We start from the raw sequence: 21426 nt of genomic DNA, 5'->3' as shown, positions 1-21426 counted from the left end.
AGACGGAAGAACCGCGCATTTTACCATCGGATGCGTCCCAATCCGCGACGCGCGCCCGCCGCTCAGCGTGTTCGCAGTTCGTCGTCGAGTGCGCGAAGTTGCGCGGGCGTGCCGACGTTTTCCCATCGGCCTGCGTAGAGCTCGCCGCTCGCGCGCCCCGCTGCGATGGTTTCGCGATAGTACGGCGTGAGCGCGCGGCACGTGCCGGGCGCGAGATCGCGGAACATGCGCGTGTCGTAGAGACCGATGTTGCCGAAGGTATGGCGCGGCGCGCCGTCGAGCGCGAGCACGCCGTCGTTCAGCGCGAAATCGCCTTTCGGATGGAAGGGCGGATTGGGCACCATCACGAGATGCATGCCCGGTTCGTTTCGCGCTTCGAGCGTCTCGGCGCGCTTGCGCAAGGTCGAATAATCGAAATCGCAGAACACATCGCCGCTGACGGCGATGAACACGCCGTCCCCGATCAGCCGCAGCGCCTGCGCGATGCCGCCCGCCGTTTCCAGCGCCTCCGTTTCGGGCGAATACCGCAGCGCGACGCCCCAGCGCGCGCCATCGCCGAGCGCGGTTTCGATCTGCGCGCCGAGCCACGCGTGATTGATGACGATCGTTTCGATGCCCGCCGCCGCCAGCCGCTCGATCTGCCACACGATGAGCGGCTTGCCGCCCGCTTCGAGCAGTGGCTTCGGACATGTGTCGGTGAGCGGGCGCATGCGTTCGCCGCGACCGGCGGCGAAGATCATCGCCGTCTTGAGAGCGTGCGTCATCGTGAATTCAGAAGGTGTAACCGACTTCGATCGCGCGGCCTTCCAGCGAGTCGAGCAGACGCGCGAACGGCCACAGCGGCGCATAACGCTCCGCGACCTTGCGCGCATAGCCGATGAAGCGCGGCAGATCGGCGAGATAACGCGGCTTGCCGTCGCGATAATGGATGCGCGCGAACAGGCCGAGCACCTTGATGTGCCGCTGCAGGCCCATCCATTCGAGCTGACGGTAGAACTCGCCGAAATCCGGACCGACAGGAAGTCCGGCCTTTTTCGCGCGTTCCCAGTAATACGCGACGCAATCGAGCTGAAACTCTTCTTCCCAGCTGACGAACGCGTCGCGCATCAGCGACGCCATGTCGTAAGTGATCGGGCCGTACACCGCGTCCTGAAAATCCAGCACGCCCGGATTCGGCTCGCACACCATCAGATTGCGCGGCATGTAGTCGCGCAGCATGAAGGTTTGTGGCTGCGCGAGCGCGCTCTGCACGAGCAGCGTGAAGGTGTCGTCGAGCGTCTTGCGTTCGTCGGCGGTGACTTCGCGGCCCAGATGACGGCCGATGAACCACTCGGGCATCAATTCCATTTCACGGCGCAGGAACGCCTCGTCGAAAGGCGGCAGCACGCCTTCGCGCGCGGTCTGCTGGAAGCGGATCAGGGTGTCGATCGCGTCGCGCATCATCGGCCGCGCGTTCTTTTCGTCGAGAACGGAGATGTAAGTCGTGTTGCCGAGGTCGGTCACGAGCATGAAACCGGCGTCGAACTCCGTTTCCAAAACTTTCGGCACGTGCACGTTCGCCGCTTCGAGTAGCCCGGCGACCTGCACGAACTCACGGCATTTCTCGGGCGGCGGCGCATCGACGGCGATGAGCGTCTGGCCGTGCTCCGAATCGCTTTCCAGCCGGAAATAGCGGCGAAAGCTGGCATCGGCGGAGGCGGGGGCGAGACTCGCGACGTTCAGCCGGTAGCGTCCGGCGAAAGTTTCGAGCCATGCGCGGAGCTGATTCAGGCGGGCGTCGGAAGGAATATGCGTCATAAATTCGAGGGGCCAAACATCTTGCCATATAATACCCCACGACTTTTTTAAGCGATCCGTTTCACGCCTGGCGCCAGGCCCCCGACGACTGTGAGCGTCACCGTTCGATCGAGTGTCGTCTCTGCTTAGCAACGGACCGTCAAGTTCGTGACTGCGGAAAGGGCGCGGCCGCCTGCCCGGCGGCATCGGGCGCGTGGGACGCGAACGGGATCGAACCGCCACCCATACATGCCGCCACGACAGTTTCCCGTATCGAAAATCCAAGGCGACGCTCAGCCACGCAGGCGGCGGCTCGTCGTCGCGCTTCTATCCGTTCCGGGTCTGATGCCCGCTCTCGCGCACGCCCAGCTCGCGGGCGATGCCGCGTATCCGCAACCGCTCGACGGCCCCGGCAGTCTGCGTCTCGCGCCGCAACTCGAAGAGCGCCCGCTGCAAAGCGGCCAGCAGCCGTCTACCTTCCTGCTGAGCGACAAGGCGACGGGCACCTCCGACGAAGACATGGCGGCGAAGGGTTCGGCGGAGATCCGGCGCACGGTGACGATTATCAAGGGCGACGCGCTGCATTACGATCAGGACACGGACATGGCCGATGCTTTCGGCAATGTCAGGCTGATCAACAACGGCGTGTCGTTCATCGGTCCGGAAGCGCATCTGAAGGTCGAGGCCAACGAAGGGTTCATGACGAACCCGAAGTACCACTTCAATCTGACGGGTGGCTCGGGCAGCGCCGAGCGCGCCGACATGATCGACAACGAGCGCGCGCGCATCGATCACGGCACGTACACGGCGTGCCAGTGCGAGTCGGATCCGGCGTGGTACATCAAGGGCACATCGTTCGATTTCGACACCGGCGCGGAAGACGGCATCGCGCATAACGGCGTGCTGTTCTTCCAGGGCGTGCCGGTGTTCGCGAGCCCGTGGCTGTCGTTTCCGCTCACGGGCGATCGTCGCAGCGGCCTGTTGCCGCCGACTTTCTCGCTCAGTTCGACGACCGGTTTCGAAGCGACGATCCCGTACTATTTCAACATCGCGCCGAATCGCGATCTGACCATCACGCCGCGCATCATGACGAAGCGCGGCGTGCTCGGCGAAGCAACCTACCGCTATCTGTCGCCCACGTATTCCGGCTCGTTCACCGGCGACTATCTGCCGGACGACCGGGTGACGCACACGAACCGCTACGCGATCTTCTGGCAGCACCGCCAGAACTTCGGCAACGGCTTCGGCGGCTACGTCAATTACAACAAGGTTTCGGACTCACAATATCCGGAAGACCTGGGCAACGCGTCGAATCAGTTCCTGAACGGCACGCAGTTGCTGTATCAGCAGGAAGCGGGGCTCACTTACAGCAATGGCCCGTGGTACGTGCTCGCGCGTGAACAGCGCTGGCAGACGCTGCAGCCGTCGGTTCCGCCGTACGCGCGCGAGCCGCAGGTGAACGTTCAGTACAACAAGTACAACGTCGGCGGCTTCGATTACGGCGCAGAGCTGGACGCGACGCGCTTCACCATCACCACCGATGGCGCGACCGACGGCAACCGGCTGTACTTCAATCCGTACCTGAGCTACGGCGTCAATGCGCCGGGCTATTTCGTCACGCCGAAGGTGCAATGGCACTTCGCGTCGTACGATCTGAGCCACATCGCGACCTCGCAGGTTGCGGGCTCGTCGCCGCCGGTGGCCGGGCAACCCAAGAATTTCACCGAGTCGATTCCGACCCTCAGCTTCGACACGGGGCTCGTGTTCGACCGCTCGGTGCGCCTGTTCGGCCAGGATTACATCCAGACGCTGGAGCCGCGGCTCTATTACGTCTACACGCCGTATCACAATCAGGATTTCGCGCCGATCTTCGATACCGCCGAAGCCGACTTCGGCCTCGCCGAGATCTACACGCCGAACACGTTCGTCGGCAACGACCGCATCGCCGATGCGAACCGCCTGACGGCCGGCCTGACGACGCGCTTCATCAACCCGGCGACGGGCGACGAGCGCGCGCGTTTCGTCATCGCGCAGCAGTACTATTTCCAGAGCCAGCGCGTCACGATCACGCCGGGCCAGCTGCCCGAGCAGGCGAAGCACTCGGACCTGATCGCGGGCGCGGCCATCAAGCTGGGCGCTGGTTTCGCTTCGGAAACTGCGTTCCAATATAATGTCGATAACAATCAGCTCGTGCGCTCGAGCATCGGTTTTGCGTTCAGCCCCGCCGAACGCAAGGTGATCAACGTCGGATACCGCTACACGCGCTCCAACCAGACCACCCTGGTGAACGAGCCGATCAACCAGATCCTGCTGTCGGGCGAGTGGCCGCTCTCGAATCGGCTCTACGCCGTCGCCCGCGTAAATTATGATCTCGCGAGCCATCGTCTCGTCGACGGGCTTCTGGGCTTCCAGTACGATGCCGACTGCTGGGCGTTCGGCTTCGGCATGCAGCGTTACGCCAACGGCGTGAACACGCAGGGCCAGCCTTCGTCGGGCACGCGGGTGCTCGCGCAGTTGACGTTCAAGGGCTTGTCGAACGTCGACAATGGCCTCGTCAGCGCGTTCCGTTCGAGCGTCCAGGGTTATCAGCCGCCGCCGCCGGCGCCGGCGCCGCTCTCCCGGTACAGCGATTACGAGTAAGGCCGGAACGGGCGTACTCGCGCGGGAATCCAATGACGAGCGGGAAAAAGCGGCGCCTTTGGCCGCGCAGGCAGCACACACAAGCAGTACACGAACGGGTGAAGCTCGTATTTGATGGAGTATCTGTGGCAAACGTGAAAATGTTTCGATCGACGGCAATCGCAGCGGGCGCGCTCGCTGCCGCGCTGATCCTGAGTTCGCCGGCCGGTGCGCAGGCGTTGTCGAATCGCAATGCGCAGCTCGCCGATTCCGTCGTCGCGGTGGTGAACGACGGCGTCATCACGCAGCGCGAACTGCAAGAACGCACGGCGCTCATCGCCAAGCGTCTCCAGCAGCAGAACGCGCCGGTGCCGCCCGCGGACCAGATGCAGCGGCAGGTGCTCGATCAGATGGTGCTCGAGCGCATCCAGCTTCAGCGGGCGAAGGAAGACGGCATCGTCGTCGACGACGCCACCGTCAACCGCACGCTCTCGCGTCTCGCGCAGCAAAACCAGATGACGCTCGACGTCTACCGCGCGCGTATCGAGGCGCAAGGCGTGCCCTGGTCCACCTTCATGCGCGACGCGCGCACCGAACTCACGCTTTCCAAGCTGCGCGAGAAGGAAGTGGACAGCAAGGTCACCGTCTCCGACGGCGAAGTGGCGAACTACATCGCCAGCCAGCGCGGCCCGGGCGCGCGCAACGCGAGCGATCTGCGTCTGCAGCACATCATGTTCAAGCTCCCGTCGGACGCGCCTGAAAGCGATGTCGCGAAGGTTCAGGCCCAGGCCGACGCCGTGCTCAAGCAGGCGCAGGCCGGCGACGATTTCGCGAAACTCGCCAAGCAGAACTCGCAGGACACCGACGCCGGCAAGGGCGGCGATCTCGGTTTCCGTGCGCCGGGTTCGCTGCCGGCGGGCATCGTCTCGGCGGTGTCGACATTGCGTCCGGGCCAGGTCGTGCCCACGCTTTTGCGCACCGACGGCGGCTTCGAGATCATCAAGCTGGTGGATCGCCGCGCGAGCCAGGGCACCGCGGCCGATGCGCCCAAGCTCGTGCAAACGCACGTGCGCCACATTCTCTTGCGCGTATCCGACGGCATGTCGGAACAGTCCGCGCGCCAGAAGCTGCTCGACATCAAGCAGCAAGTGGCGGCGGGCGGCGATTTCGCCAATTTCGCGCGCACCTACTCGCAGGACGGCTCGGCGTCGCAGGGCGGCGATCTCGGCTGGATCAGCCCGGGCGAGACCGTGCCTGAATTCGAGCGCGCGATGAACAATCTCCAGGACGGCGCCGTCAGCGATCCGGTGCGAAGCGAGTACGGCTATCACCTGATCCAGGTGCTCGGCCGCCGCGATGCGGAAGGATCGGCGACGCAGCAGCTCGATATCGCGCGTCAGGCGATCGGTCAGCGCAAGGCCGAGCAGGCGTATTCCGACTGGCTGCGCGAACTGCGCGACACGGCGTACGTGCAGTACAAGGGCATCGCGGCCCAGCCGCAATAAGCGCATGAACTCCGCCGACGCCAAACCGCTCGCCATCACCATCACGACTGGCGAGCCGGCGGGTGTCGGCCCGGAACTGACCGCGGCGGCGCTCAGGCAGGCGCGCGAGCGCTGGCCGTCGGCGCATTTCACGGTGCTCGGCGATCGCGACTTGCTGACGGCGCGCGCCGGAAGCGAGTGGCCCGCAGCGGCCGACATCGAACATCACGCGCTCGCCGCGCCCGCCGAGGCGGGCAAGCTGAATGCGGCGAACGGGCGCTATGTGCTGGGTCTTCTCGATGCCGCCATCGACGGCGCGGTTTCCGGCCGTTTCGACGCCATCGTCACCGCGCCGCTGCAAAAGAGCACGATCAACGATGCCGGCGTGCCTTTCACCGGCCACACCGAATATCTCGCCGAGCGCACGAACACGCCGCGCGTCGTGATGATGCTGGCGGGTTCGGGCGAGCGGCCGTTGCGCGTTGCGCTCGCGACCACGCATCTGCCGCTGAAGGACGTGTCCGCGGCGCTCACGATCGACGGCCTCGTCGAAACGCTCACGATCATCGATCACGATCTGCGCGCGCATTTCGGCCTCTGCGCGCCGCGCATTCTCGTCACCGGCCTCAATCCGCATGCGGGCGAGAACGGCTATCTGGGCCGCGAGGAAATCGATGTCATCACGCCCGCGCTCGAACGCGCCCGCGCGCTCGGCATCGATGCGCCGGGACCGTATCCCGCCGACACGCTGTTTCAGCCGCGCTATCTGAAAGACGCCGACTGCGTGCTCGCGATGTTCCACGATCAAGGCTTGCCGGTGCTGAAATACGCGACGTTCGGCGAGGGCATCAACGTTACGCTCGGCTTGCCGATCATCCGCACGTCTGTGGATCACGGCACCGCGCTCGATCTCGCCGGCACGGGCCGCGCCGATCCGGGCAGCATGATCGCCGCAATCGACGCCGCCGTCACGATGGCGCGTCACAAGCGTCATAAGCGTCACGAGCGCGCGGCGTGAATCCGGGCCGCGCGCCCGCTTCTTTCAAACGAGTATGTCGACCAAACATCAAGGCCATTTCGCGCGCAAGCGCTTCGGGCAGAACTTCCTCGTCGATCAGGGCGTGATCGATTCCATCGTCGATGTGATCGCACCGAAGCGCGGCGAGCGCATGGTCGAGATCGGGCCGGGACTCGCCGCGCTCACGGAGCCGCTGATCGAGCGGCTCGCCACGCCCGAAGCGCCGTTGCATGCGGTCGAACTGGATCGCGATCTGATCGGCCGCCTGCAAAAGCGCTTCGGCGACAGGCTCGTCGTGCATTCCGCCGACGCGCTCGAGTTCGATTTCGCGTCGCTCGCGCTCGAAGGGGAGAAGCCGACGCTGCGTATCGTCGGCAATCTGCCGTACAACATCTCGAGCCCGCTGCTCTTTCACCTGACGACGTTCGCGCACAAGGTGATCGACCAGCACTTCATGCTGCAGGACGAAGTGGTCGAACGCATGATCGCCGAGCCCGCGAGCAAGGACTACGGGCGTCTTTCGGTGATGCTGCAATACCGCTACGTGATGGACAAGCTGATCGACGTGCCGCCCGAGTCGTTCAATCCGCCGCCGAAGGTGAATTCGGCTATCGTGCGCATGATTCCGTTCGAGCCGCACGAGTTGCCCGAAGTCGACGAATCCGTGCTGTCCGATGTCGTGAAGGCGGCGTTCGCGCAGCGTCGCAAGGTGTTGCGCAACAACCTGGGCGCGTATCGCGACACGATCGATTTCGATGCCCTCGGTTTCGATCTCACGCGCCGCGCCGAGGAAGTGCCGGTTGCGGAATTCGTCGCGCTGGCGCAGGCGGTTCAGCGCTCGAAAGCCTGAACGCAGCCGACATCCGACAGCAATTTCAGCAGCCGTTCCAGTCGCGCGCGCTGCTCGCGATGCAGGCCGTGCGTCGCGCTCACCTGCCGCACACGCGTGCGCCAATAGGTCTGGCCGAACAGCGAGTTGGCGCCTTCCGCCGACAGCACGCGCTCCAGATGCCCGATCGCGGCATCGACATTCTTCGGTGTGTAGGGGCTCGTGATCGTGGTGTCTCGCGCGAGTGTTTCGTTCATTGTTCTTGCCTCATATCGCGTTGATTCGGCGTTGATTCCGAGTGACCGATTCTGCGAGCCACGCGGGACATTCGACGTCCCGAACGCGCGCGATCGATCGGGACGCGATGTGTCCGAACCGGCTGTTATGATCGTCGTCCCCATCGGTCCGAGGCACGGTCCGGGGCAGAAAGACATCCTTCAACGGAGACAGCATGCGCTTCATTCACGCCGCGGATATTCACCTCGATAGCCCGCTGCACGGCCTTTCCGCCTACGCGGACGCGCCCGCCGACATGCTGCGCAACGCCACGCGCGAGGCGTTCTCGAAGCTCGTGTCGGTGGCGGTCGACGAACAGGTCGACTTCATGGTGATCGCTGGCGATCTCTACGATGGCACCTGGCGCGATCACAACACGGGCATCTTTTTCTGCCGCGAGATGGGACGCCTGCGACGCGCGGGCATTCCGGTCTACGTGCTGTTCGGCAATCACGACGCCGAAAGCGAAATGACGAGCCAGTTGCAACTGCCCGACAACGTCCACACGTTCTCGACGAGAAAGCCGCAGACCTTTCGCATCGACGCGCTGAAGGTCGCGCTGCATGGTCACAGCTTCAAGGAAAAGGCGGTCACGACGAATCTCGTCACCGCGTATCCGTCGCCGGTTGCGGGGTACTTCAATATCGGCGTGCTGCACACGGCGCTCGAAGGCGGCTCGATGCACGCGAGCTACGCGCCATGTTCGGTCGCCGAGTTGCACGCGAAGGAATATCACTACTGGGCGCTCGGCCACGTCCACGACTACGCAATCTGGCAGGACGCGTCGACCATCGTGTTTCCGGGCAATCTGCAAGGCCGCAACATCCGCGAGACAGGGCGGCGCGGCGCGGTGCTCGTCACGGTGTCGGAGACGGAAGCGGTGAGCGTCGAGCGGCTTTTCATCGACGTGTTGCGCTGGGAAGCCGTCACGGTGGACGCATCGCCGGCGAGCACGCTCGATGAAGTCGCGCTCGCGGTCGGGCGCGCGCTGGAGGCGCTCGTCGAGGCGGCGGCCTCATCCGTGCCGCACGCGGTGCGCGTGACGATCACCGGCGCGACCGGTGCGCACGGCGAACTGTTCGGACTGGAAGCGCAACTGCGCGCGGAAGTGCTCGCGCAGATCGCCGCGATCAGCCACGACCGTCTGTGGCTCGAAAAAGTGAAGATCGCGACCGCGCCGCTCGCGCACAGCGAACCCGCGAGCGGCCGCGCCGACGCGCTCGCCGATCTTCACGGCCTGCTGATCGAAGCCGAGTCCGACCCGGAATTCCTGAACATGCTCAAAGAAAGACTCATCGCGCTGGCATCGCAGGCGCCGAGCGAATTGCAGAAGTCCGTGCCCGAGCTCGAGCACGTGCGCAACGGCGAACTCGCGAAGCTCGTCGGCGACGTGCGCTCCGGGCTGATCGCGCAACTGGCGGACGCGGAGTAAGCCATGCGCATCGGCAAGCTCGAACTCATCCGCTACGGCAAGTTCACCGATCACGCCGTCGAGTTTCCGGCGGCGGAACATGACTTTCACTTCGTCGTCGGTCCGAACGAGGCCGGCAAATCGACCATCAGGAACGCGATTTCCGAATTGCTCTTCGGCATGCCGCACAGCTCGCCGCTCGCGTTCGTCCATCCGCAGAGCGATCTACGGCTCGGCGCGACTATCGAAACGGGCGACCAAACCTTCGCGTTTCATCGCACGAAGAGCCGTAAGTCGTCGCTCAGCGCGCCGAACGGCGACGCGCTTGCCGCCGACGCGCTCGCAGCGTTTCTCGGCGCGGCCGACAGGAGCTTCTTCGAGCAGATGTACTGCCTCGATCACACCGCGCTGATTCGCGGCGGACAGAGCATTCTCGATGCATCGAGCGATGTCGGGCAGGTGCTGTTCCAGTCGGCGGCGGGCATCGCGAGTCTCGGCGACGTGCGCCAGCGTCTCGCGGACGAAGCGGATGGTTTGTGGGCAAAGCGCAAATCGGGCTGCACGTACAACATCAGCCGGAAGCAATACGACGAAGCCACCGACGAGCTGAAGGCCGCCAGCGTGCGAACCGCGAAGTGGACGCGCGCTCATGTCGCCGTGGAAGAACACGAAGAAACGAGCCGCGAGCAGGACGCGCGCCGCGCAGAACTCGAAGCGCAGCGCGGCAAGCTGGAACGCGTGAGGCGCGTCGCGCCATTTCTGAACGTGTGGCGCGAGAAGGCGGCCGAGTTGCGGGAACTGGGCGATGTGGTCGACTTGCCCGCGAACGCCGAAGCGACGCTGCAAAACGCGCTCACGCGGCTCGCGACCGCGCAAGGCGCGCTCGACGTACACGCGAGCGCGGCCGGGCAATTGCACGCCGATCTGAGCGCGATTCACATTGACGACGCTCTGCTCACCGCACAGGCGCGCATTCGTGCGCTCGACGCCACGCGGGAGCGCTGCACGCATCACGCGAGCGATATCGCCCGGCTCGAACAGGACGTCGCGATGCGTCTGCGCCAGATCGCGCAGGACGGCGCTCAACTCGGCTGGCCGCACGACGAAGCGGGCGTGCGCTCCACGATGCCCGGCGCGCTCGCGCTCCAGACGGTCACGAGCCTGATGCTCGAGCGCGGCGAACTCGAACTCGCCGCGCGCAACGCGGAGCAGTCGGCCGACGAATGCGCCGCGCAGATCGACACACTGAAAGCGAGGCTCGCGGCGATCGCGGGCGGCGATGTGCCGCCGCGTCTGCGCGCCGCGTTGCGTGCCGCGCAAAAGTATCGCGATACGGGTGCGGCGAATGCACGCCTCGACGACGCGCGGCGCGACGCGCAGCATACGCTCGACGCGGGCATCGCCGCGCTTGGCCGATGGTCGCGGCCAATCGCCGAATTGAAGACGATGACGCTGCCGGCGGCCGAGCGCATCGCGGCGTTGCGCGCGCAGCGTCAGGAACTCGTGTCGCGGCTGACGCTCGCCGCAGACCGCGCGAAGGAGGCGCAGGACACGCTCCACGCGACGCGCAGCGAACTCGACGCGCTCGTCGAAGCGCACGATGTCGTGACGGGCGATCAGGTTCACGCCGCGCGCGCGTCACGCGATGCGGCATGGACTGCGATCCGGTCCGGCGATGTCGCGCTCGCTGCAGGCGCGCCACGCTTCGAAAACGCGTTGCACGCGGCGGACAGCCTTGCCGATCGTCAACTCGGATCGGTCGGTCACGCGACGCAGCTCGCGGCGCTGAAACGGCGTGTCGCGAGCGAGGCATCGACGCTCGCGCGGCGCGAGGAAAACATAGGCGAAGCCGAAGCAGCGCTGACGACGTTCGATGACGCGTGGCGCGCGCTCGCCGCGCAAGCGCACATCGCGGACATGCCGCTCGACGATGCGCCGTCGTGGATCGCATCGCGCGACAAGGCGCTCGTCGCCGCGCAGACGCTCGACGCGCGCAGCGAGGAACGCGCGCGTGAATCCGCCGATGCTGGTACGCGCCGCGACGAACTCGCGCGGCATCTTGCCGAGGCGGGTAAACACCCCGACGCGCACGCCGGTCTCGACATGCTGTGCGACATGGCCGAGGCGCATATCGCGGCCATCGACGAAGCCACGGTGATGCGCCGCAATGTCGCCGCCCAACTCGACGAAGCGCAGGCCGAACGCATCGCGCGGCAGGGCGCCGCGAAAGCGGCCCGCGACGCGTACGCGCGCTGGCAGCGCGAGTGGTCGGCGGCGATCGCGAAGGCGGGCCTCGCGAACGCGGCGGATTCGCAGGCCGCGGCCGAAGCGGCCATTGATATCGTGAAGAAGATCGGCGAGCAATTGACGCAGATCGAAGCCACGCGCACCGGCCAGATCGACGCGATGCGCGCGGCGCTCGCCGCCCTCGACGCCGATGCATCGCAGCTCGCGCGCGAACTCGATGAATCGCTGGCGACACAAGGCGCGAATGCTATCGCGACGGAACTGTCCGCGCGCCTCGCTCGCGCATGCGCGGCGCATGCCGAGCGGGAGCGGTTGCAGAAGGCGCACGCTGCGGCGAACGAGCAGGTGAGCCAGACGCGTGCCGACGTCGAACAGGCGAAGGCGACGCTGCGTCCGCTCTACGATCTGGCCGGCGTCGATACGCCGGACGTGCTCCAGGCGCTGATCGCGCAATCGCAGAAAAAGCGCGCGCTGAGCGCCGCGGTGGACGACGCGCGCGCAGCGCTCATCAAAGGCGGCGATGGCCTGTCGCTCGACGAACTCGTCGCGGAAGTGGAGGGCGCCGACATGCCGAACGTGCCGGCCGAGCTGTCGCGCATCGGCGCGGCGTTGTCGGAGTCGGTGCGCATCGCGAGCGAAACCGCGACCGCGCTCGATGCCGCGCGTCGCGAACTCGCGGCCATTTCGGGCGAAGCGAATGCCGCGCGCGCCGAAGCGAAGCGCCAGGAAGCGCTTGCCGCGATGGCCGATGCCGCCGAACGCTTCGTGAAAGTCGAGACCGCATCGATGCTGCTCAAGTGGGCGATCGACCGCTATCGCGAGCGCCGGCAGGGCCCGATGCTCTCACGCGCGAGCGCGATCTTCTCGGCGCTCACGCTCGACACGTTCGCGCGGCTCGTCGTCGATTACGACCGGCAGCCGATGGCGCTGTCGGCGGTTCGTGCGAGCGGCGAGCATGTCGAAATCGGCGGAATGAGCGAGGGCACGCGCGATCAGCTGTATCTCGCGCTGCGGCTGGCGGCGCTGGAAGAACATGGCGAGAAGGCGTCGGCGCTGCCGTTCGTCGCCGACGATCTGTTCATCAATTTCGACGATGGACGCGCGCGCGCCGGTCTGCGCGTGCTCGCGCAGATTGCAAAGCGCACGCAGGTGATCTTTCTCAGCCACCACGATCATCTGGTCGATATCGTGCGCGACGTGCTCGGGCCGCAGGTCAACGTGTGTTACATGCGGTGACGCGCTTCAGGTGCGCGACGTCTCGTCGTAACGGCTCGCGAGCTTGCGATAGTCTTCGGCAAATTCGTCACGCAGCGCTTTGGGCGCGAGTATCTCGACGCCCGCGCCGAGCGCGCGCAGCCACCAGCGCAGCTTGAGACTCGGCGTAACGGTGCCGGTCACTTTCATGCGGCCATCGGCGAGAGTGTCGATCTGCTGATCCTTCGACATCGGCGATTCGCGCAACTGATTGCCCGCATGATCGTCGAAGGCGAGTTCCAGCAACACCGGCGGCTCGGGCAGGAAGTCGAAGACCTGCTGCGTCTCGATGTATTTGCGCAGCTTGAAGTCTTCGGGGTAGGTGAACGACTCGCCCGACTCCGTCACCGAGCGAATGCGATCGAGGCGATAGAGCGTGCGCAGCCATTGCGTTTCGCCTTTTTCCGGGCGCGGCGCGCGATTCGGATCCTGCGCGACCATGTACATGACGCCAGCCGATTCGACGAGCGCGAGCGGCCAGAGCGTTCTCGTCTTCGGATCGCTGCCTTGCTCGCGCAGTTGCTCAGCTTTGTACGCAGCGCGGTATTGCACGAGCAGCTCGCGCTCGAAGAAGGTCGCGGTCGCGACCGTCTGGAAGATCTCCGGTCGCAGTTTCGGGCGGATCAGGGTGAAGGCGCCATCGACTGAATCGATCTTGTCCGCCCACGCGCGATAGATGCGGCTATCGGCCTTTTCCTGCGATAACCGCGATTCGGCGGCTTTGAAGAGCGGGTCGATATCGCGCGTCACGGCGTTCGGCAGCTTGTTGCCCGCGAAGCGCTGGAGGATATGAAACGCGACCGCCTCCGATGCACTCATCAACCCGCTGACGCCTTCCTGCAAACCGTGCAGCCACGGCTTGCGTTGCCAGAGCAGTTCGCGGCCGTTGAGCATCGACACGACGCGCGAATCGGCTTCGAGCGCGCTCAGATGGCGCTGCACCTTCTTCGTATAGCCGACGCGATGGCCGCGCTCTTCTAAACGCCGGCGGATTTCGGGCGTCGAGAGCCACGCGGTGGCGTCACGCTCGGTGGGCAGCACGCGGAGAATGGCTTCGTCGAGGCTGGAGGTCATGGCGCGCGGGCGAGGGAAGGGCAGGGACTTCGATTATAGGAAGATGTGGGACATTTTGTGTCTCGATGAATGAGATGGGAAATAGGCGGACTCGCTCGCTTGACTGAACAAGCAACGCGTTGCATTGAGGTAAATCGAGCGCGCAAGCATTGAGCGTGGCAATTCCGTCCGCATGGTCGAATATCCTACGCGCTGAGCGCATTGCAACGTGACGTCATCGCTCCGTACTCGAGTTGTCCACTGATGTAGGTCGTACGCATCGTGGAGAGGGCGAGTTCGTGAAGAAGCCAAGTTTTTAGGGGTATATATGGAAACCAATAGAGAAATTGATAGTGCACAAAAAGCATCGATTGTTTTTGATGCGTTGAAAGCAGGTAAGTTGAAGATACGTCAAGAAGATGAAGTGTGGGCGCGAGAACTAATGGCGCTGCCGAGACGGATTACGGGGCTCTTGGACGTTTCGAAACTGTCGCCGAGAACGCTGGCGATTGTGCGAGCTGCTGCCCTGGCTTTGTCGGGTTTGGATTTGAATTCGGAGGAGTCGGTTGTTGAGAAGGCACTCTCGACGCTAGACGCGCAGTGCATCCTTTTCCATCACTATGAAGAACTTTTCTCCGCTCTGGTAGGCGCCAATTCTAGCGCGGTTGCTTCAACGGAGGAAATCAAATCACGTGTGCTGGATCGCATCCGCCTTGCCGACCATGCCGTGTTTGATGACTTCAATGCAGCGGTAGGTGAGCTAAAGTTGTTTTACGAGCAGAATGCGGCGGCAATGTTTCGTGCGGGCAAATCGCTTGGCGGCGTGAAAGTCGTATTGGGTGGTCAACGAAAATTCGGTGGGTCGACGCTGTCGGCCACGCGGATTGGTGGGCTTTATTGTGATACCCAGTTGATACCGGATCCAGTGTTTCCTTTTCTAAAGGGTGACCTTCAGCTAAACGCATTGCACCTACACCTTGCAATCGTTCTCTTTCATATCTTGCCGCTTCGCCCATTGGTAGACGCTCGGCTTTCGGTTCCTCCCGTCTTGGTATTCCCAAGCTTTGAGGAGGACTTGGAGAGAAAGGACGCTATTACACAAGCCGGCATGGAGTCGATGTTCCTGAAAGTGGTTGCCCCCGCTTGTAATGCGAGCGTTGCTTCGCTCGAGGATCTATTTGACTATGCAACAAAACACGAACGCGCTTTTCTCGCTGCAATAACAAATGAAAAGCTTTTCATTCCTCCAGGGGGCACTGCCGAAACTGTTGGAACCGCGGACGAGTCCTTGGATATCTATCTGCGCGATCTAAAGGGTCTACGCGATTCAAAGATGCTTAGCCGGATGGAAAAAATGCCTCGGGGGGCGCTCGTACTCAACGCTATTCTGGAGCGACTGCGGCCACAGTACCATCTCGCGGAAAATGCTGATGAACTCGATGCTCAGCCCATGCTCAGCCTCCCTGTGCATTGGTACTATTTCGAGCGCTGCGCGCGGGCCGAAACAAGAGAACTGGTCCGGCAGCAGGTTCTTTCTCGGGACGCATTCGACATTCTCCGGGCACTTCAAGATGACAGTCTCACGTGGCTCGCGAACGTGCCAATAGGTGGGTTAGTGGAACTTCGAGAGCGGATGGAACATGCTGAACTCCGCGAGCAACTGAAGAAATTCACCACTCAGTTGACTGCGACCGGTCCCGCTGAACTCGAGGCAGTCTTGCGTGAGGTGCGGCATGGGCTGAATGTGCTAATTCAGCGCCAAAAGAAGGCAATCAAGGATGTTGAGGATCGTTACGCGCCAAAATACAGCAGTACTGCGGCCGGGATTGCTATTGGCGCTTTGGCCGGTGCCAGCATGTTTTTTATGCCAACGCTGGCTGTGGCAGCAGGTGTCACTGCACCGATCGCAACGGCGCTAGGCGGGGTCGGTGGAGGCAGTCTGGCCATTGCGAAAGATGCTGTTGGCCAACTTGTCGAGAAGCGACGTGTGCGGAAGAGCATGCTCGGCATGCTCGCAACGGCGAGGAACGCGTCAAAATGATAGGCAGGTAGTCCTTGGGTACTTCGGGCGAAGCACTGCCTATGAGAGCCGCATGCACGAACCAAGTTGCCCCGATTTTGCCTACACAGAACCCACAAAGCAAAAAGCCCAGTCTTGCGACTGGGCTTTCTACTGATTCTTTTGGTAGGCCGTACGGGATTCGAACCTGTGACCAACGGATTAAAAGTCCGCTGCTCTACCAGCTGAGCTAACGACCCGAAAGAGGCGAAATTATAATCGCCGAAAGGGAAAACCGTCAACCCGTTTCGCCGAAGAACAGCCAAAACCGCGAAAGAAAAACGCCCGCGGCATCATGGCCCGCGGGCATTTTCCTCGAGAGGCGCGCTACCGGAAAAAGCGCCGTTTACTTCACCTGCGACATCTTGCTCTGCGCCGTCTGCGCGACTTCCGTGCCGGCGTACTGCGAGATGATCTGCTGAAGCGTCTGCTTGGCAGCAGCCTTCTGACCTTGCTCGATCTGGTTGTTCGCGATTGCGAGCAACGCCTCGGGCGCTCGCGGATGCGTCGGATAACTCTTCACCAGATCCTGCCAGATCGCCGTCGATCCCTTGTAGTCGCGCTGCGCGTAGAGCGCATTGCCGAGCCAGTATCGCGCCGTCGGCTGATACGGGCTCTGCGGATACTTCGTCACGAACGTCTTGAACGACGCCGCGGCATTCTTGTAATCGCCGTTGCGGAATTGAGTCGACGCTGCGTTGAACGCTTCCGTCTCGCCGGGCTGCACCGAACCGGTCACGCCGTCGACGGTTTCCTGCTGCGGCTCGAACTTCTTCAAGCGCGTGTCGAGATCGGCGTAATAGTCCTTCTGCTGCTTCTGCATCGTGGTGACCTGATTGGCCAGATCCTCGTTCTGGCCGCGAAGCGTGGCGACCTGCTGATTGAGCTGGTCGATACGGTTCGATTGATCGAGGATCGTGCGCTGCGCAGCCTGCAACTGATTCGACAGGCCATCAGTCTTCGTGCGCAGGTCGAGCACGGCTTTACGCGCTTCGGTGTCGTCGAAGACGCCGGCGTGCGCAGGCACGCTCAGCATCGTCGAGCCAGCCACGCACGCGGCTGCGGCTACACGCAGCAAGGGAAAACGAAACAACATAGGGCGACTCACCCGTGACTGGTTACGTTAAGTAGATTACTGCTGGTACACGAGGTCCGCACGGCGGTTCTGTGCCCACGACGAATCGTCGTGACCCGTCGCCATCGGCTTTTCCTTGCCGAGGCTCACGGCTTCCATCTGCGAATCGGCGACGCCCATCAGCGACATCGCGCGACGCACGGCTTCCGCGCGCTTCTGGCCCAGTGCGAGGTTGTACTCGCTCGTGCCGCGCTCGTCGGTGTTGCCCTGGATCAGGACGTGACGCTCCGGATGGCTCTTCAGGTACGACGAGTGTTGCTGCAGCAGCGGCTGATAGTCGTCCTTCACGGCGTAGCTGTCGAAGTCGAAATAGATGCTGCGCTTGGCGAGCGGGCTGTTCGGGTCGTTCAGCGGGTCGATGTTGACCTGCTTCACGTCCGTCGGGTTCGGCTGCGTGCCGACTGCACCCTTGTTCTGGCCTTCGTCGAGCTTCACGCCCGAGTGACACGCCGCCAATGCGCCGACCATCGCAACTGCCAGGCCGATACGAAGTTTCGACATCATGGTACCTCTCCTTGTGTTGTAGCTGAACGTTGTTTCTAAACGTTATTGCTGGACTTATTGCATGAACGGACCCCAGGACGGCTCGCGCACCACACCGCCCTGTAAGGACAAGACTTGCCGCGTGCGACCGTCGGTCGAAACGGCTGCCAACACGCCACGTCCGTTCACTTGGGTGGCGTAGAGGATGTACTGACCATTCGCCGCGAAGCTCGGCGATTCGTCATGCGTCGTGTCGGTCAGCCCCGTCGCCGTGCCGGACGCGAGGTCCTGCAGATACAGCTTGAAGCCGCCGCCAGTGCGCGAAATGTACGCGAGTTGCTTGCCGTCCGGGCTCACGCGCGGGCTCGTGTTGTAGCTGCCCGCAAAGGTGACTCGCTGGGCCGAGCCGGCGCTTTCCCCCGCCGCCGGCATCTTGTAGATCTGCGGTTGGCCGCCGCGATCGCTCGTGAAGTAGATGGAGTTGCCATCGGGCGAGTAGGCCGGCTCGGTATCGATGGAACTGCCTTGTGTCAGACGGCGCAGGCCGGAGCCGTCTGCGTTGACTTCGAAAATCTGCGTGTTGCCGGTGCGCGAGAGCGCGACGGCGAGCTTGCGGCCATCGGGCGACCACGCCGGAGCGCTGTTGTTGCCCTTCTGATTCGACACGACCACGCGACGTCCCGTCGGCAGATCGTGGATGTAGACCACCGGCTTCTTCTTCTCGAACGACACGTATGCGACCTTCGTGCCGTCCGGCGACCATGCCGGCGAGATGATCGGCTCGGGGCTGGAGAGGGCGATCTTCGCGTCCTGGCCGTCCGAATCCGAAATCTGCAACTGATAGCGCCCGCCCGTCTGAATCACGTACGACAGACGCGTCGCGAACACGCCGCGGCCACCCAGCAGCTTCGCGTAGATGTAGTCGGCGATCTTGTGCGCGCTCATGCGCAGGCCGCTTTCCGCGCTGACCAGCGACAGGCCGCCGAGGTTCTGCTGCTTGACGGTGTCGTACAGACGGAAGCGCACTTCGTATTGGCCGTTCGGCAACTTGTTCACGCTGCCCGACACATACGCGTCCGCGCCCTTTGCCTTCCAGGCGCCGAGGTCGACCGAATCGGTTTCCGACACCGGCGTGCCGCCCGCGTCGATATTCGTGAACTTGCCGCTTCGTTGCAGATCCTGGCGAATGATCGCGCTGACCTGCTGCGGAGAATTCGCTTCATTGGCGAAATTGGCCGTTGCGATCGGAAACTGGGTCGAACCGACGCCGGTCACGAGTACGTTCAACTGGGCGTGTGCGGCGGTGCCGGCTGCGATCAGGCAGGACGCGACCAGCGTTTTCAGGCCAAGCTTCGTCATCAAACTCATGCTGTATAGGTTCCAGATAAAAGCGTTTTCAAGTGTCCGCGGACTGCAGAACAGACCCGCGCTCGCACAATTCGTTCCCGCTGCTTAATGCCAGCTTACAAGGCGGCTTTCAGGCGATTCGCGCGCTCAGCCTCCGGCCGGACGCAGCGTGATCGTGAACGCGCCGGGAGCCTTGCCGTCGATATCGACGGGCATTGGATCCGAGCGCTGCACCGCGCGCAGGGCCGCCTGATCCCACTGCTCGTTGCCGCTTGAGCGCGTAATGTTCGCCGACAGCAGCGTCCCCGTCGGCGAGCAGCGCACCGACACGACGGTCTCGAGCCCGGCTGTCTCGCCCGCCCACACGATATTCGGCCGCACGCGGCGCTGCACCTTCTCGGCGTAGCCCGGCGAGGTTGCATTGCCGCCCGCGCCCTTGCCGGTGCCGCTCTTCGCGAGGCCTTCGCCGCTGCCCGCCGTGCCGCCGCCCAACTGACCCTGCAGTTGCGCGAGACGTGCCTTGCGTTCGGCATCGACCTTGGCTTTTGCCTCCGCTTCGGCCTTGGCTTTCGCCTGCGCAGCCGCCTTCGCCTTTGCGTCGGACTCAGCCTTGGCCTTGGCTTGCGCGTCGGCCTTCGCCTTGGCTTCCTGCTGTTCCTTCTGGTCCTTGAGCTGTTCCTGCTTCTGCGCTTCCGCCTGCTGTTGCTGACGCTGCTTGTCCTGCTGCGCCTTCTGTTGCTGCTGTTTTTGCAGTTCGGCCTGACGTTGCTGCTCGATCTGCTTCTGCTTGTCCTGCATCGCCTTCTGCGTGGCGGCCGCGGCGGCGAGTTGCTGCTGGCGCTTCTCTTCCGCTTCCTCGCGAGCCTGTTCCTGCTGACGGCGCTGCTCGGCGAGCTGCGCCTCACGCGCGGCGGCTTCCTGCTGCTTGCGTTTCTTTTCCTGCAACGCGATGTCCGCGTCCTCGTCCTTCGCGGGCGGCGGCGCGGGCTGCACCTTCACCGGCGCGGGCGGCGGCGGAGCAGGGCGCGGCGTCGGCGTGGACGTATCCGGAATCTCGGTCCAGATTTCCGCTTCCGAGCCTGCCGGCGTGTTGTTCTGCCAGTTGATGCCGTGATACAGCAGCCAGCCGAGCAGCAGGTGCATCACTGCCGCGAGCGCGAACGCCTTGCCCGTGCCGCGCTCGCGCGGCGGGCGAATCGGTCGCGCGGACGATGCGCGTGTCTGCTTGTGCAAAAGGGTCATTGCGATTTGACGAGCAATCCGACGCGCTTCACGCCGCGCGCCTTCATATCGGACATCACGTTCATCACGACTTCATACTTCACGGTCTTGTCCGCCGCGATCACGACGGGCTGGTCCGGATGCGATTCCTGACGATTGAGCACGAAGGTGTTCAACTCTTCCTTCGACATCTTCTGCTCCTGCGTCGAGCCGCCGTTTTCCTTGTAGCGGACGTTCATGCTGCCGTCCGCCTTGATGTTGATCACGAGCGGCGGCTGCTGCTCCTGCGGCTGCGCGTTGCCGACGGTCGGCAGATTGATGATGGACGGCGAAACGAGCGGCGCCGTCACCATGAAGATGACGAGCAGCACGAGCATCACGTCGATATACGGCACGACGTTGATATCGGACATCGCGCGGCGCGAGCTGCCGCGCATGCTGGAACGAATGGGGCCTGCCATCGCGAACTCCTTGCTTAGTGCGCCTGACGCTGCAGAATGTTCGAGAACTCTTCGATGAAGGTCTCGAAGCGGATCGCCAGACGGTCGATATCGTGCGCATAGCGGTTGTATGCGACCACCGCCGGAATGGCGGCGAACAGGCCGATCGCGGTCGCGACGAGCGCTTCGGCGATGCCCGGCGCCACGTTCGCGAGCGTCGCCTGCTGCACGTTGGCGAGTCCGCGGAATGAATTCATGATCCCCCAGACCGTGCCGAACAGACCGATATACGGGCTCACCGAGCCGACCGACGCGAGAAACGCCAGATTCGCTTCGAGCACGTCCATTTCACGCTGAAACGCGGCGCGCATCGCGCGGCGGGAGCCGTCGAGGATCGCGCCCGGATCGGTGATGCGGCGCTCCTTGCCCTTCAGAAATTCGCGCATGCCCGATTCGAAGATACGCTCCAGCGCACCGATGGTGTGGCGATTGTTCGCCGCGCTCTGATAAAGCGCCTGCAAATCGCCGCCCGACCAGAAATCGCGCTCGAAACGCTCGGTTTGCGCCCGCGCGCGGCGAATGGCGAACCACTTGCGGAAGATGAAGGTCCACGACAGCAGCGACAGCAACAGCAGCAGCGCCATCACCGCCTGCGCGAGCAGGCTCGCGTGAACGACGAGAGAAATGATCGACAGGTCTTGTGTATTGTTCATAAAGGTCCGCTATTACGTCCCGCAAGGGGCGTCCGGTCAAAGCATCATGCTTTCGTGAAAG

General features: G+C 63.6%; 17 protein-coding genes and 1 tRNA gene. 7 read left to right on the top strand and 11 right to left on the bottom strand.

Annotated elements, in window-relative coordinates; translation table 11 throughout:
- Nucleotides 1–62: 62 nt before the first annotated feature.
- Both murU and AWB80_RS21930 read right to left on the bottom strand, forming a co-directional pair.
- A complete protein-coding gene (gene murU / locus AWB80_RS21935; RefSeq protein WP_061176754.1) occupies nt 63–764 on the bottom strand; it encodes an N-acetylmuramate alpha-1-phosphate uridylyltransferase MurU in 702 nt (233 codons plus the stop codon).
- 7 nt (nt 765–771) lie between these two features.
- Nucleotides 772–1797: an aminoglycoside phosphotransferase family protein gene (locus AWB80_RS21930; protein WP_061176753.1), complete on the bottom strand. Its 1026-nt coding sequence runs from the start codon at nt 1795–1797 to the stop codon at nt 772–774.
- 228 nt (nt 1798–2025) lie between these two features.
- On the opposite strand from AWB80_RS21930, the gene AWB80_RS21925 reads away from it, so the two are divergent.
- From AWB80_RS21925 to rsmA, 4 genes are all read left to right on the top strand, one after another.
- On the top strand, nt 2026–4416 hold the full coding sequence (locus AWB80_RS21925) for an LPS-assembly protein LptD (protein WP_061176752.1): 2391 nt from the start codon (nt 2026–2028) through the stop codon (nt 4414–4416).
- Nucleotides 4417–4541: 125 nt separating this feature from the next.
- Nucleotides 4542–5900, top strand: coding sequence for a peptidylprolyl isomerase (locus AWB80_RS21920; RefSeq protein ID WP_061176751.1), 1359 nt, complete (start codon nt 4542–4544; stop codon nt 5898–5900).
- A gap of 4 nt (nt 5901–5904) precedes the next feature.
- Nucleotides 5905–6897, top strand: coding sequence for a 4-hydroxythreonine-4-phosphate dehydrogenase PdxA (gene pdxA / locus AWB80_RS21915; protein ID WP_061176750.1), 993 nt, complete (start codon nt 5905–5907; stop codon nt 6895–6897).
- A gap of 34 nt (nt 6898–6931) precedes the next feature.
- A complete protein-coding gene (rsmA, locus tag AWB80_RS21910; RefSeq protein WP_061176749.1) occupies nt 6932–7747 on the top strand; it encodes a 16S rRNA (adenine(1518)-N(6)/adenine(1519)-N(6))-dimethyltransferase RsmA in 816 nt (271 codons plus the stop codon).
- Here rsmA and AWB80_RS21905 read toward each other — a convergent pair.
- Nucleotides 7729–7983, bottom strand: a complete 255-nt coding sequence (locus AWB80_RS21905) for a hypothetical protein (protein ID WP_061176748.1) — start codon at nt 7981–7983, stop codon at nt 7729–7731. The genes rsmA and AWB80_RS21905 overlap by 19 nt on opposite strands.
- A gap of 194 nt (nt 7984–8177) precedes the next feature.
- Between AWB80_RS21905 and AWB80_RS21900 the strand changes: the two genes are divergently transcribed.
- Together AWB80_RS21900 and AWB80_RS21895 are read left to right on the top strand one after the other, a co-directional pair.
- Nucleotides 8178–9434, top strand: a complete 1257-nt coding sequence (locus tag AWB80_RS21900; RefSeq protein ID WP_061176747.1) for a metallophosphoesterase family protein — start codon at nt 8178–8180, stop codon at nt 9432–9434.
- Between the two features lie 3 nt (nt 9435–9437).
- A complete protein-coding gene (locus AWB80_RS21895) occupies nt 9438–12896 on the top strand; it encodes an ATP-binding protein (protein ID WP_061176746.1) in 3459 nt (1152 codons plus the stop codon).
- A gap of 6 nt (nt 12897–12902) precedes the next feature.
- Here the strand turns inward: AWB80_RS21895 and AWB80_RS21890 are convergent, their stop codons facing one another.
- The gene (locus tag AWB80_RS21890; protein WP_061176745.1) at nt 12903–13988 is read right to left on the bottom strand and encodes a helix-turn-helix transcriptional regulator; all 1086 of its coding nucleotides are present in this window, start codon (nt 13986–13988) and stop codon (nt 12903–12905) included.
- Between the two features lie 307 nt (nt 13989–14295).
- Between AWB80_RS21890 and AWB80_RS21885 the strand changes: the two genes are divergently transcribed.
- Nucleotides 14296–16008: a hypothetical protein gene (locus AWB80_RS21885; RefSeq protein WP_061176744.1), complete on the top strand. Its 1713-nt coding sequence runs from the start codon at nt 14296–14298 to the stop codon at nt 16006–16008.
- Between the two features lie 142 nt (nt 16009–16150).
- Here the strand turns inward: AWB80_RS21885 and AWB80_RS21880 are convergent.
- The 7 genes from AWB80_RS21880 to tolQ all read right to left on the bottom strand — a co-directional run bounded on the left by AWB80_RS21880 (nt 16151) and on the right by tolQ (nt 21365).
- Nucleotides 16151–16226: transfer RNA gene (locus tag AWB80_RS21880), tRNA-Lys, on the bottom strand.
- Nucleotides 16227–16372: 146 nt separating this feature from the next.
- Nucleotides 16373–17122 carry a tol-pal system protein YbgF gene (gene ybgF / locus AWB80_RS21875; RefSeq protein ID WP_061176743.1) on the bottom strand — a complete coding sequence of 250 codons (750 nt, stop codon included), beginning with the start codon at nt 17120–17122 and terminating at the stop codon, nt 16373–16375.
- Nucleotides 17123–17158: 36 nt separating this feature from the next.
- Entirely contained in the window at nt 17159–17665 is a 507-nt protein-coding gene (pal, locus tag AWB80_RS21870; protein WP_061176742.1) for a peptidoglycan-associated lipoprotein Pal, read from the bottom strand.
- A 54-nt stretch (nt 17666–17719) separates the two neighbouring features.
- On the bottom strand, nt 17720–19012 hold the full coding sequence (tolB, locus tag AWB80_RS21865) for a Tol-Pal system beta propeller repeat protein TolB (RefSeq protein ID WP_061176741.1): 1293 nt from the start codon (nt 19010–19012) through the stop codon (nt 17720–17722).
- Between the two features lie 126 nt (nt 19013–19138).
- A complete protein-coding gene (gene tolA, locus AWB80_RS21860) occupies nt 19139–20233 on the bottom strand; it encodes a cell envelope integrity protein TolA (RefSeq protein ID WP_061176740.1) in 1095 nt (364 codons plus the stop codon).
- The gene (gene tolR / locus AWB80_RS21855) at nt 20230–20673 is read right to left on the bottom strand and encodes a protein TolR (protein ID WP_061176739.1); all 444 of its coding nucleotides are present in this window, start codon (nt 20671–20673) and stop codon (nt 20230–20232) included. Before tolR ends, tolA begins: the two co-directional genes overlap by 4 nt.
- Before the next feature lie 14 nt (nt 20674–20687).
- Nucleotides 20688–21365: a protein TolQ gene (tolQ, locus tag AWB80_RS21850; protein ID WP_008342801.1), complete on the bottom strand. Its 678-nt coding sequence runs from the start codon at nt 21363–21365 to the stop codon at nt 20688–20690.
- Nucleotides 21366–21426: the final 61 nt, after the last annotated feature.

The organism is Caballeronia pedi, from assembly GCF_001544915.2.
GTDB lineage: Bacteria > Pseudomonadota > Gammaproteobacteria > Burkholderiales > Burkholderiaceae > Caballeronia > Caballeronia pedi.
This window is presented reverse-complemented; position numbering and strand designations above follow the sequence as displayed.

Coding starts and splice junctions, on each gene's coding strand:
- tolQ (WP_008342801.1), bottom strand. CDS start 21,365: ATGAACAATACACAAGACCTGTCGATCATTTCTCTCGTCGTTCACGCG.
- ybgF (WP_061176743.1), bottom strand. CDS start 17,122: ATGTTGTTTCGTTTTCCCTTGCTGCGTGTAGCCGCAGCCGCGTGCGTG.
- AWB80_RS21885 (WP_061176744.1), top strand. CDS start 14,296: ATGGAAACCAATAGAGAAATTGATAGTGCACAAAAAGCATCGATTGTT.
- AWB80_RS21890 (WP_061176745.1), bottom strand. CDS start 13,988: ATGACCTCCAGCCTCGACGAAGCCATTCTCCGCGTGCTGCCCACCGAG.
- rsmA (WP_061176749.1), top strand. CDS start 6,932: ATGTCGACCAAACATCAAGGCCATTTCGCGCGCAAGCGCTTCGGGCAG.
- AWB80_RS21895 (WP_061176746.1), top strand. CDS start 9,438: ATGCGCATCGGCAAGCTCGAACTCATCCGCTACGGCAAGTTCACCGAT.
- tolA (WP_061176740.1), bottom strand. CDS start 20,233: ATGACCCTTTTGCACAAGCAGACACGCGCATCGTCCGCGCGACCGATT.
- tolB (WP_061176741.1), bottom strand. CDS start 19,012: ATGAGTTTGATGACGAAGCTTGGCCTGAAAACGCTGGTCGCGTCCTGC.
- AWB80_RS21900 (WP_061176747.1), top strand. CDS start 8,178: ATGCGCTTCATTCACGCCGCGGATATTCACCTCGATAGCCCGCTGCAC.
- AWB80_RS21925 (WP_061176752.1), top strand. CDS start 2,026: ATGCCGCCACGACAGTTTCCCGTATCGAAAATCCAAGGCGACGCTCAG.
- pal (WP_061176742.1), bottom strand. CDS start 17,665: ATGATGTCGAAACTTCGTATCGGCCTGGCAGTTGCGATGGTCGGCGCA.
- AWB80_RS21930 (WP_061176753.1), bottom strand. CDS start 1,797: ATGACGCATATTCCTTCCGACGCCCGCCTGAATCAGCTCCGCGCATGG.
- pdxA (WP_061176750.1), top strand. CDS start 5,905: ATGAACTCCGCCGACGCCAAACCGCTCGCCATCACCATCACGACTGGC.
- murU (WP_061176754.1), bottom strand. CDS start 764: ATGACGCACGCTCTCAAGACGGCGATGATCTTCGCCGCCGGTCGCGGC.
- AWB80_RS21905 (WP_061176748.1), bottom strand. CDS start 7,983: ATGAACGAAACACTCGCGCGAGACACCACGATCACGAGCCCCTACACA.
- tolR (WP_061176739.1), bottom strand. CDS start 20,673: ATGGCAGGCCCCATTCGTTCCAGCATGCGCGGCAGCTCGCGCCGCGCG.